General features: G+C 69.5%; 10 protein-coding genes. 7 read left to right on the top strand and 3 right to left on the bottom strand.

The window, feature by feature from the left end:
- The first annotated feature begins 105 nt into the window (after positions 1 to 105).
- Positions 106 to 1008, top strand: a complete 903-nt coding sequence (locus tag ACQP2T_RS44200) for a TauD/TfdA dioxygenase family protein (RefSeq protein WP_433510828.1) — start codon at positions 106 to 108, stop codon at positions 1006 to 1008.
- 108 nt (positions 1009 to 1116) lie between these two features.
- On the opposite strand, the gene ACQP2T_RS44205 is transcribed toward ACQP2T_RS44200, so the two are convergent.
- From ACQP2T_RS44205 to ACQP2T_RS44215, 3 genes are all read right to left on the bottom strand, one after another.
- The gene (locus tag ACQP2T_RS44205; protein ID WP_433510829.1) at positions 1117 to 1524 is read right to left on the bottom strand and encodes a nuclear transport factor 2 family protein; all 408 of its coding nucleotides are present in this window, start codon (positions 1522 to 1524) and stop codon (positions 1117 to 1119) included.
- 363 nt (positions 1525 to 1887) lie between these two features.
- Positions 1888 to 2613, bottom strand: a complete 726-nt coding sequence (locus tag ACQP2T_RS44210) for a type 1 glutamine amidotransferase domain-containing protein (protein ID WP_433510830.1) — start codon at positions 2611 to 2613, stop codon at positions 1888 to 1890.
- Positions 2614 to 2731: 118 nt separating this feature from the next.
- Positions 2732 to 3982 carry a Gfo/Idh/MocA family protein gene (locus tag ACQP2T_RS44215; protein ID WP_433510831.1) on the bottom strand — a complete coding sequence of 417 codons (1251 nt, stop codon included), beginning with the start codon at positions 3980 to 3982 and terminating at the stop codon, positions 2732 to 2734.
- A 72-nt stretch (positions 3983 to 4054) separates the two neighbouring features.
- Here ACQP2T_RS44215 and ACQP2T_RS44220 point away from each other — a divergent pair, with 72 nt between their 5' ends.
- The 6 genes from ACQP2T_RS44220 to ACQP2T_RS44245 all read left to right on the top strand — a co-directional run bounded on the left by ACQP2T_RS44220 (position 4055) and on the right by ACQP2T_RS44245 (position 11578).
- A complete protein-coding gene (locus tag ACQP2T_RS44220; RefSeq protein ID WP_433510832.1) occupies positions 4055 to 5272 on the top strand; it encodes an ROK family transcriptional regulator in 1218 nt (405 codons plus the stop codon).
- Positions 5273 to 5382: 110 nt separating this feature from the next.
- Positions 5383 to 6651: an ABC transporter substrate-binding protein gene (locus ACQP2T_RS44225; RefSeq protein ID WP_433510833.1), complete on the top strand. Its 1269-nt coding sequence runs from the start codon at positions 5383 to 5385 to the stop codon at positions 6649 to 6651.
- Position 6652: 1 nt separating this feature from the next.
- Positions 6653 to 7591 (top strand): carbohydrate ABC transporter permease, encoded by a 939-nt coding sequence (locus ACQP2T_RS44230; RefSeq protein ID WP_433510834.1) that lies wholly within the window; start codon positions 6653 to 6655, stop codon positions 7589 to 7591.
- Positions 7584 to 8411, top strand: a complete 828-nt coding sequence (locus ACQP2T_RS44235; protein WP_433510835.1) for a carbohydrate ABC transporter permease — start codon at positions 7584 to 7586, stop codon at positions 8409 to 8411. Before ACQP2T_RS44230 ends, ACQP2T_RS44235 begins: the two co-directional genes overlap by 8 nt.
- A gap of 38 nt (positions 8412 to 8449) precedes the next feature.
- Positions 8450 to 10168, top strand: a complete 1719-nt coding sequence (locus ACQP2T_RS44240) for a DUF4832 domain-containing protein (RefSeq protein WP_433510836.1) — start codon at positions 8450 to 8452, stop codon at positions 10166 to 10168.
- A 264-nt stretch (positions 10169 to 10432) separates the two neighbouring features.
- Complete coding sequence (locus ACQP2T_RS44245) at positions 10433 to 11578, top strand: DUF418 domain-containing protein (protein ID WP_433510837.1); 1146 nt, start codon at positions 10433 to 10435, stop codon at positions 11576 to 11578.
- Positions 11579 to 11610 lie beyond the last annotated feature (32 nt).

Genomic DNA, 11610 nt, shown 5'->3' on the forward strand with positions numbered 1-11610 from the left:
GGTTCTCACCATCCGAGGTCACGTGGACTTCTGCCGCGTGGCCAGCGCACTCTGTCCGTCCTTCCCTTGATCGGCCACATCCCATCTCCTGGAAGGACCACATCCATGTCAAACCTGCACATCGACCCCGTAGCTGGCCGGATCGGCGCCCAGGTCGGCGGTGTACGGCTCGGCGGCGACCTGCCCGCCGACGTCGTCGCCGAGATCCGCCTCGCGCTGCTCGCCCACAAGGTGCTCTTCTTCCGCGGCCAGGACCACCTGGACGAGGAGCGTCAGGTCGCCTTCGCCCGGCTGCTCGGCGACCTGACCACCGCGCACCCCACCGTGCCCGCCCACGACGACAACGCGCACATCCTCGACCTCGACTATCGCAAGGGGCACAAGGTCGACCGCTGGCACACCGACGTCACGTTCGTCGACCGGCCGCCGCTCGCCTCGGTCCTGCGGGCCATCACCGTTCCCCCGGCGGGTGGCGACACGCTGTGGGCCAACACCGTTACCGCCTACGAGTACCTGCCCGCCGAGTTGCGCGACCTGCTCGACCGGCTGCGGGCCGTACACACCAACCAGTACGACTACGCGCGCATCGCGACGTCGGAGGACCCCGCGCGGGCCCGCGAGTACGCCGAGGTCTTCGCCGCCACCGTCTACGAGACCGAGCACCCGGTGGTGCGCGTCCACCCGGAGACGGGCGAGCGGGCCATCCTGCTGGGCGACTTCGCCAAGCGGCTGACCGGGCTGTCGGCGCAGACCTCCGCCTCGGTCATCAAGCTGATCCAGGAGCAGGTCACCCAGGTGGAGAACACCGTCCGCTGGCGATGGGCGCCCGGCGACGTGGCCATCTGGGACAACCGCGCCACCCAGCACCGCGTCGTGCACGACTTCGGCGACCAGCCGCGCCGCCTGCACCGGGTCACGATCGCGGGCGACGTCCCGGTGGACGTGGACGGACGGCCCAGCACGGTGCTGACGGGGGACGCGGCCGCGTACTCACCTGTCGCGGCCTGACCCCGCGAACGGCCCGTCGTCCAGGGAGACGACTACGCGACCTGGCCGAGCGAGACCGCCGATCGACCAATAGGAAACGCACGCCCGGCCAGGCCGAGCGTGCGTTTCCTATTGGTCGCGTACCGGGATCGGCTCAGCCAGCGCGGCCCGGCTGGGAGGCGCGGGAAAGGGGTCGGCGAAGTATTGGGTCTCGTGCGTAACGAGACCATCGGTGATCTCCATGACGCTGAGCGAGTGTGTGGGCACGCCGTCATAGGTGATCACGCACTCGCTCACCCAAACGTCGCCGCCGCCCAGGATCCGGCGGATGGTGAAGTGGCGTTCGGCCGGGTGCCCGCCGCGTTGTGCCTGGATCCTCGACCGGCCGCTGAAGCGCTCGCCCGACTGCGGGTAGTCCAGGATCGCGTCCGCCGCGTAGATCGAATGCTCGGCGTCGACATCGCCGCGTTCGGATGCCTCCCAATGCTCCTGAAGCCGAGCCCGGATCTCGGCCTCGGGATCCCTTGCGCTGTTCACCCGCCTGCACCCCTCATGACCAGTGGAAATGTCGCTCGGCCCGCACGACAGATGCTACTTGAGGGTTCTCCCGCGGCTCGGGACGGCTCAGGTCAGTTCGTCGGCGAGGGCCCGTTCGATGCGCTGCCAGGTCTCGGCGTGGTACGGCGAGTCCTCCTGTGCCAGGAAGGCGTGCGGGGCGCCGGTCAAGACGACCATCTCGTGCCTGATCCCGTCGGCCTGAAGGCGCTCGGCGGATGACGGCCGGATGCACGCCGTCCCCGGCGGGGCGTGCGAGGTATCCGCCCATGGGACCGTCGCTGGTCCGCACGATGATGTCCGTGTGGTTCGCGGGTGTCGCGCCGGAATCCGCCGCCCGGTCACTCACAATGTCCCCCCTGTACCGCTCCGGAATACGCCGTTACTCTCCGCGCCGGCGCCTGCGGGGACGTCGGCCAGTGCGGACAGGATGGCTTCGGCCACGCCTGAGGCGGAGGCGGGGTTCTGGCCGGTCACCAGGCGGCCGTCGCGGATCACCTGGGGCTGGAAGTCGGGGGCGGGCACGTGCTCGGCGCCCAGTTCGCGCAGGCGGGAGGCGAGCAGGAAGGGAACCACCGAGGTCAGCCCGACGGCCTCCTCCTCGGCATCGGTGAAGGCCGCCACCCGGCGCCCCGCCACCAGCGGCGTGCCGTCGGACAGCGTCACGCCGACCAGGGCGGCCGGGCCGTGGCACACGGCGGCGACGACGCCGCCGTTCTCCCAGATGGTACGGGTCAGAGCGGCCAAGGCAGGGTTGTCGGGGAAGTCCCACATCGTGCCGTGCCCACCGGCGAACAGGATCGCGGTGTACCCGGACGGATCAACATCCTCCGGCCGAGGTGTGTCGCCAAGTGATGGCAAGGCGAGGAAGCGCCGCTGGACGGGGTCGTCCAGGTCCACCCCGTCGCGCGGCGGCTCGCCACCGGCGACGCTCACGAGGTCGACCTCGAAGCCGGCCTTGGTGAAGACCTCCCACGGATGGGCCGCCTCCGGGACGTAGAAGCCCGTGTCCCTGCCGGTGTCACCCAGTGCGGCGTGGCTGGTCAGTGCGATCAGAATGCGTTGGGTCATGACCCCATGCTCATCCTCGGAGGCCATAGGCCGCCAATAGTCCTTTGGGGGTGCATCCATCAGCATTCTGATAGGCACGCCGCGTACCGTTCCCGGGCGGCGGAACGGCGTACGCGCACTACCCCAGGTGGACGACGGTGTCCGTAGCCCTGGCTCGTTCCGCCGCCCAGACGACGCGGTGGGTCGCGAGGCTCTCGGTGGCGTCGGAGTGGAGCAGCGCCGGGTCGCCCGTGGCGACCGCGGCGAGGAAGGCGTCCGTGAGCGCCTCGTCCCCGCCCCCGTGCCCGTCCCCCGCCGACGGACCGCCCTCGGCGTGGGGGTCGACGACCTCTTCCAGGCCGGTACGGAAGTCGGTCAGGCGCAGCGTACAGCCGTCGCCGTCGATGTAGCCGTGCGTGCCCAGGAGCCGGGTGCGCCGGTGCTCCATCGGAGTGAACGCGCTCATCGTGAACGAGCAGGTCGCCCCGTCGGGGAACTCCATGTTCACCACCTGGTGATCGACCACGTCGTTGTCGCAGGCGTACACGCAACGGCCGTAGGGCCCGGTGCGCAGCGCCTGGAGCACGCCCTCCTCGGTGCGCGCCTGCGTGACCGCCGACAGCGGCCAGAACTCGCTGTCCGGATCGCCGAGACAGTCGAGATACAGCCGCTTGGCCGAGTACGGGCAGCTCGGCTCCAGCGGGCACTCGACGCAGCGGTCGGCCGCGCCCTCCGGGCGTTCGGAGGCGCGGAAGTGGGTCAGGTTGCCGAACGAGCTGACCTTGGCCGGGATCCGGCCGAACAGGTGGATCAGCCAGTCGATGTCGTGGCACGACTTGGTCAGCAGCATCGGGGCCGAGGTGTCCTGGCGGCGCCAGTGACCGCGGACGAAGGAGTGGGCGTGGTGCCACCAGCCGACCGGTTCGAGATGCTGGACGCTGACGAGCCGCCCGATGCGGCCGCCGTCGAGCAGCCGCTTCAGTGTCCTGGTGTACGGGGTGTAGCGCAGGACGTGGCACACCGCCAGCATGATCTTGTTGCGTTCGGCCGCGTCGGCGATGGCGGTCGCCTCCTGCTCGCTGGGTGCCATCGGCTTCTCCAGGAGAATGTGATAGCCCAGGTCGGCCATGCGTACGGCCGGGTCCATGTGCAGCTGGTCCTGGGTGGCGATGATCGCCGCGTCGGCGACCCGGCCGGCCGCCGCGAGCTGCGTCCAGTCGGAGTAGACCCGGTCCGGGGAGATCCCGAACTCCGCCGCGGCCGTTTCGCGCCGGTACGCGTCCGGCTCGGCCACCGCGGTCACGCGCCCCAGGCCGGCCACCGTCGCGTGACGCGCGTACGACTGCCCGCGCAGCCCGGCGCCCACGAGGGCTAGAGTCACCCCAGACATGGGTTCCTTTCCCGAAATTAGCATGGAGTCCCTCATTATTAGCCGTGAGGGAGGAGACCTCAAGGGGGTGTGGTGACCGAAGATCTGGGCGGAGGGGATCTCTCCCGGCTCCGCCAGCTCAACGCGCTGGCCGTGATCCGGACGCTGCGCGGCGAGCCCGGGCTCACCGTGACCGAGATCTCCCGGCGCACGGGCCTGTCGCGCGCCTCCACCGAGGACGTGGTGCGCGAGCTGCTGGGGCGCGGCTGGGCGGTGGAGACCGAGCCGACCACCGGCACGGTCGGCCGCCCGGCCAGGCGTTATCGCTTCCGCGCGGACGCGGGCCACGTCCTCGGCGTGGACATCGGCGGCCACAAGATCCTGGCGATCGTGGCCGACCTGGACGGCGAGCCGCGGCACAGCCGCCGGGTCGCGGTCACCCCGGAGATGGGACGCAGGGAGCGGCTGGCCGCGGTGGACCGGACCGTCAAGGAGTGCCTGGCCGGGGCGGGACTGACGGCGTCCGACATGTGGGCGACCGGCGTGTCCACCACCGGGCTGGTCGACGGCACCGGGCGGGTCATGCTCTCGGACGCGCTGCCCGAGTGGACCGGCGTCGATCTGGCCGCCCACCTGGGGCGGATCGTGGCCGGGCCGATCATGGTCGAGAACGACTGCAAGCTGGCCGCGCTCGCGGAGTCCTGGCGGGGGGTGGCGCGTTATGCCAAGGACGTGGTGTTCCTGCTGGCCGGGCTCCGTACCGGCACCGGGCTGATCATCGACGGCAAGCTGCACCGGGGGTTCGCGAACGCCGCCGGCGAGATCGGCGCGCTGCCGGTCGCGGGCTGGATCCGCGCGCAGGAGCAGCTCAAGTCATGGCCGGGCGAGCCATCCGAAGCGGCCGGAGCCGCCGGAGAGTCCGGCGCTGCCGGAGCCGCCGGAGCGGCCGGTGATCCCGACTCGATGGCCGCCGAGCTGTTCGCCGCCGCCAGGAACGGCGACCGCCGAGCCGCCGCGGCCGTGCGCCGCTACGTCAAGGACCTGGCCGTCGGCGCCTCGGCCCTGGTGCTCACCCTCGACCCGGAGCTGGTCGTGGTCGGCGGCGGCTTCTCCCGCTCTGCCGACCTGATCGTGGAGCCGCTGCGCCGCGAGCTCGACCGCTGGTGCATCCGTACGCCCGAGGTCAGGGTGTCCGCCTTCGCCGACGAGGGGGTCGCGCTCGGCGCCGTCCGGCTGGCGCTCGACCACGTGGAGCAGGCGCTCAGGGGCGGCGGCCAGCTCGCCTCGCCGGACCGCTTCCCCCGGGCCTGAGTCGTCTCGTAATCGAATCGATGCTTGACTTAATTTCCATGGACTCCATGATTATCCCCAAGTTCGAGACCGTGGCGCCGGACGCGCCTCGCTCGTCAGGGAGGTCCAGGATGCGGAAGTCGGCGCGGCTCGGCGCGGCTGTGTTCGGGGTGGTGCTGGCCGTCTCCGCCTGCTCGGCGGGCGGTGACGAACCAGGCGCCGCGGGTGGCCAGGAGAAGGTCACGTTGTCGTACGCGATGTGGGACAACAACCAGAAACCGGTGATGGAGGAGCTGGCCAAGACGTTCACCGCGACCCACCCCAACATCACCGTGAACGTCCAGCTCACCCCGTGGGAGGGCTACTGGACCAAGCTCAAGGCGGCGGCCACGGGCGGCGCGGCGCCCGACGTCTTCTGGATGAACGGCCCGAACTTCCAGCTCTACGCCTCCAACGGCGTGCTCCGCCCGCTGGAGGAGGAGATCACGAAGGACAAGGTGGACCTGTCGGTCTATCCCAAGCCGCTGACCGACCTCTACACCTTCGACGGCAAGCACTACGGGCTGCCGAAGGACATGGACACGATCGGCGTCTGGTACAACAAGACGCTCTTCGACGCCAAGAAGGTGCCCTACCCGGCCGACGACTGGACGTGGGACGACTTCAAGTCGGCGGCGGCCAAGCTGAGCGACCCGGCCAAGGGCGTCTACGGCACCGCCGCCCAGCTGACGAGTTTCCAGGAATACCAGTACAACACCATCGACCAGGCCGGCGGATACGTGATCTCCCCGGACGGCAAGAAGTCCGGCTACGACAACCCGCAGACGATCGAGGGCCTGCGTTTCTGGACCGACCTGATCAAGAACAAGCAGTCCCCCGACCTGAAGACCATGACCGACACGTTCCCGCTGCAGCTGTTCGAGGCCGGGAAGATCGCCATGTACTGGGGCGGCTCGTGGAACGTCTCGGAGTTCGCCGCCAACGACTACACCAAGGACAAGGTGGACGTCGCGCCGCTGCCCAAGGGCCAGAAGCAGGCCACGATCATCCACGGGGTGGCCAACGTGGTGTCGGCCAAGACCGAGCACCCGGCGCAGGCTTGGGAGTTCGTCAAGTTCCTCGGCTCCAAGCAGGCCGCCGACATCCTCGGCAAGAAGGGGCCGATCCCGGCGTACAACGGCACCCAGAGCGCCTGGGTGGCCGCGCACCCCGAGTTCAAGCTGCAGACCTTCCTCGACGCGGTGGCCTACGCGGCGCCCTTCCCGGTCTCCAAGAACACCGCCGCCTGGAACGAGGCGGAGCTGACGTACCTCACCAAGGCCTGGACCGGCGAGCAGCCGGTCGAGAAGGCCGCCACCGAGTTGGCGGCGGCGATGAACGCCCTGCTCGCCAAGGAATGACATGACGCTCACCACCCGCCGCGGCGCCACGAAGCCGGCGCGGCGCAGGGACCGCGTGGTCGAGGCTCTGTGGGGGTACGCGTTCATCGCCCCGATCGGGCTGGGCCTGGCCGTCTTCTACCTCTGGCCGGTCCTGCAGACCGCCTACTTCTCCTTCACCAAATGGGGCGCCTTCGGCGGCCACACCTGGACAGGAGCGGAGAACTACCTGCGCCTGATCGCCGACCCTGAGATGGGCCGGGCGCTGGTCAACACGCTGACCTACACCGTGCTCGGGCTGCTCGCCATCCCGCTGGCCATCGTCTTCGCCGCGCTGCTCAACACCAAGGGGCTGCGCGGGGTGGGCGTCTACCGGACGATGTTCTTCCTGCCGGTCGTCACCATGCCGGTCGCCATCGCCATGGTGTGGCGATGGCTCTACAACGGCGAGTACGGCCTGGTCAACCTGGTGCTCTCACTGGTCGGCATCGACGGCCCCAACTGGATCGCCGACCCGGACACCGCGCTGTACGCCCTGGTCGTGGTCGGGGTCTGGAGCAGCGTCGGTTACAACCTGATCATCTTCCTGGCCGGGATGCAGGCGATCCCCAAGGAGTACTACGAGGCGGCCGCGATCGACGGCGCGGGCCCGGTCCGGCAGTTCTTCAAGGTCACGCTCCCGCTGCTGTCACCGACGGCGTTCTTCGTCTCGGTGATCTCGGTGATCGGCTCGCTGCAGCTGTTCGACCTGGTGTACGTGATCGGCGGCTCGGGCTCGTCGGCCCGGTCGAATCCGGCCTTCCCGCGTCTGGAGACGGTGGTCCAGCTCTTCTACGAGCGGGCCTTCGTCACCAACGACCGTGGCTACGCGGCGGCGATCGTGATGGCGCTGCTGGTGCTGATCATCGCGCTGACCGCGTTCCAGTTCCGGCTCCAGCGAAGGTGGGTGCACTATGCCTGACACGGGAGCGACTACCCGCCGTATCGGGCTGCACGTGGTGCTGGTCGCCGCGTCGCTGGTGATGGTGACGCCGTTCGTCTGGCAGATCATCACCTCGCTCAAGACGCTCAGCGACGCCACCAAGGTGCCGCCGTCGGTGCTGCCCGGCGGCCACTGGGAGAACTACGGCCAGGTGTTCGGGCTGCTGCCCTTCGGCCACCAGTTCCTCAACACGGTGCTGATGGCCGCCGGGCGGACCGTCGGCCAGGTGCTGCTGTGCTCCATGGCCGCCTACGCCTTCGCCCGGCTCCGCTTCCCCGGCAAGGGGCTGCTGTTCGGGGTCTTCCTGTCGGTGCTGATGGTGCCGCCGCAGCTGTTCATCATCCCGCAGTACCAGATCATGTCGTCGCTGGGCTGGCTCAACAGCCTGCAGGCGCTCATCGTGCCCGGCCTGTTCAGCGCGTTCGGGGTCTTCCTGCTGCGCCAGTTCTTCCTCGGCCTGCCCCGCGAGCTGGAGGAGGCGGCCCGGCTGGACGGCGCGGGACCGCTGCGGATCTACTGGTCGATCATGCTGCCGCTGGCCAGGCCGGGGCTGGTCGCCCTCGGCGTCCTGGTGCTGCTGTGGTCGTGGAACGACCTGTTCTGGCCGCTGGTGGTCAACACCGATCCGGAGCAGATGACGCTGTCGGCCGGGCTGGCCTCGCTTCAGGGGCAGTTCCAGACCAACTATCCGGTGCTGATGGCGGGCTCGCTGCTCGCCTCCCTGCCGGTCATCGCCGTCTTCGTCTTCCTGCAACGCCAGTTCATCCAGGGCATCGCCCACACCGGCATCAAGGGCTGAGCCCGCCGACCACCGTCCCCCCAAGGAGAGGTCCGCCCATGTCCCGCCTGTTAGCCGGCCTGGTGTTCCTGTGCGCGATTCTCGTCGCACCGCCCGCGTACGCCGCCATCACCAGCCCGTCGGCCACCAACGACGCCACCAACGTGACCTACCAGTTCGGCTACACCGGCACGCCCGCCTACCTCCGGACGTACATCGACACCGACCGCAACGCCGCGACCGGGTTCGCCCAGGGCGGCATCGGCGCCGACTACCTGCTGGAGAACGCCACCCTGTACCGCCACAACGGCGGCGGCTGGAGCTGGACGACCGTCAAGACGGTCACCTTCTCCAGCGCCTCGGGCACCGCCCGCTGGACGGTCGCCCGCGCGGACCTCGGCGAGAGCGCCACCCCCAACGACGCCGACCTGATCTTCCAGGCCGAGGCGCCCCTGGAGACCTCCGCCAAGCTCACCCACGTCTACACCGGGGGTGGCGGCGCCACGGTGACCTACACCCAGACGAACGCCGCCTTCCCCAACCCCGAGCGCGGCTTCTACCACCACAACGGCGACTGCGACAAGAACGACTTCTCCCTCGCCACCCTCCAGAGCTACCGCGCCTCGCAGAACATCTCCCTCGTGATGTGCGTGTTCTACCTGGCCGAGTTCAAGACCAGCGCGATCAGCCAGGCCGCGCTCACCCGCTTCCAGAACCAGCTGACCACCGTACGGGCCGCCGGGCTCAAGGCCATCGTCCGCTTCGCCTACACCGAGTCCACCACCGGCGACGACGCCGCCAAGGCCCGGGTCCTGGCCCACCTCGACCAGCTGGCCCCCTACCTGAGGGCCAACAGCGACGTGATCGAGGTCGTCCAGGCCGGGCTCATCGGCGCCTGGGGCGAGTGGTACTACACCCAGAACTTCGGCAACGAGGGCACCGTCACCGCCGCCGACTGGGCCAACCGCAAGGCCGTGACCGACAAGCTGCTCAGCGTCCTGCCGTCCTCGCGGATGATCCAGGTCCGCACACCCAAGATCAAGCGCACGATGTACGGCACCACCGCGCTGACACCCGCCCAGGCGTACAACGGCTCCGCCCAGGCCCGGGTCGGGCACCACAACGACTGCTTCCTGGCCAGCCCCGACGACTACGGCACCTACGAGAACACCGCCGTCGAATACCCCTACCTCCAGGCCGAGACCGCGTACCTGCCGATGGGCGGGGAGACCTGCGGCGCCAACCCGCCGCGTTCGAGCTGCCCCACCGCCATGAGCGAGATGTCGCTGTTCCACTGGTCGTACCTGAACACCGACTACCACCCCGACGTCATCAACGGCTGGAACACCGGCGGCTGCCTGCCCGAGATCACCCGCCGCCTCGGCTACCGCTTCGCCCTGCAGACCGGCACGTACCCGAGCACGGCGACGCGCGGCGGCGCGCTGCCGGTGCGCCTCACGATCAGGAACGACGGCTGGGCCGCGCCCTTCAACCCGCGCGACGTCGCGCTGGTCCTGCGCAACACCGCCACGTCGGCCGTGTACCGCTTCCCGCTCAACGCCAACCCCCGCCTCTGGCTCGCGGGCGCCACGGCGACCATCGACCAGAGCGTGACGCTGCCGGCCAGGATGCCGGCGGGCACGTACGCGCTGCTGCTCGACCTGCCCGACCCGCAGCTGTCGTCGCGTCCGGAGTACTCGATCCGGCTGGCGAACGACAACGTCTGGGAGGCTTCCACCGGGTACAACAGCCTGCTGCGGAGTGTGACCGTCAACTAGATGGCCCATCACGCGACCGTCTCGGAGTTTGTGACGGTCGCGTGGTGGCGGGGGTCCTTCTGGAGAGATACCTCCTCCGGAGGAGCAGGAAAAGAGGGTCCGTCGGGGCTGAGGTCCTTAGGCGGGACACCCCCTCCGGGGGAGCAGAAGAAGACGGTCCGCCGGGGCTGAGGTCTCTGGGATGGGACCTTGCGACTTTGGTCGGTGTCGGAGGCTGCCAAGGATCGATGTGCCGGGGAGCTCGGCGTCTCTAGCGTAAGGATCATGACTCTGACCGAGGCGCCGGGCTCGCGGCGCGTGCACGAGATCGACGCCGTCCGGGGGTTCGCACTGGCGGGCATCCTGGTGGCGAACATCGGGTTCTTCGCCGATCCCGGCTACTCCGTGGGGACGGGCACGATGCCCATCACCGAGGGGCCGGTCGCGTACCTCATCAGCACGCTGGTGCTGACGAAGTTCTACATCCTATTCTCCTTCCTGTTCGGCTACTCCTTCACGCTCCAGACGCGCGACGGGGTCGACGTCAAGGCCAGGATGCTGCGGCGCTGCCTCGGGCTCTTCTTGATCGGGGTGCTGCACGGGTTCCTGCTGTGGGTCGGCGACATCCTCACGCTGTACGCCACGCTCGGGGTGATCCTGCTGGCGATGCGCGGCATCTCGCCCAGAAAGGCCATCATCACCGGTTGCGCCATCATCGGCGTCATGTCGGTTATCTGGCTGCTGCTGGCCGGGCTGACCCTGCTCGACCCGGCGACGGGCGCGGCGACGGTGACCGACGCGGCGGCCGGGGCGCGGGCGGAGGCGCTGGTCACGGGCGGGCCGCTCAGCTTCCTGTCGTTCCAGGTGGAGACGTACCCGGCGCTGGCCGCGATGGTGTGGATCGGGCAGGGGCCGATGGCGATGGCGATGTTCCTGTTCGGGCTGGCGGCGGGCCGGTCGAGGCTGTTCGAGGAGAAGGAGCGCTGGGCCCATCTCGTGCCGCGTGTCCAGTGGGTGGGCTTCGGCGTCGGCCTGCCCGCCGCGGTCTTCTTCACCTGGGCGTCGTCCTCATCCGGGGACGGGCTGGACCTGGTCGCGCTGGCGGTGAACAACGTGGGTTCGGTGCTGCTGACCGCCGCCTACGTGGTCACCCTGCTCCAGGTCCTCAAGCGCTTTCCCGCCGTCATCGGCGTGCTGTCGCCGGCCGGACGGGTGGCGGCCTCCAACTACATCGGGCAGTCGCTGCTCTGCTGCCTGATCTTCACCGGCTACGGCCTGGCCTTGGCGGGCAGGCTGTCGCCGCTCGCCGTGATGGGCGTGGCCGCGGTGATCTACGCGCTCCTGCTCGGGCTGAGCTGGTGGTGGCTGCGAAGCCATCGTTACGGCCCGATCGAGTACGGCCTTCGCCGCCTCACCGCGGGTCGGGGTTGACGCGGATCAGGGCCTGGTCTTCTCTGCAAGGA

This window comes from Nonomuraea sp. CA-143628 (genome assembly GCF_050942315.1).
Classification (GTDB): Bacteria; Actinomycetota; Actinomycetes; order Streptosporangiales; family Streptosporangiaceae; genus Nonomuraea.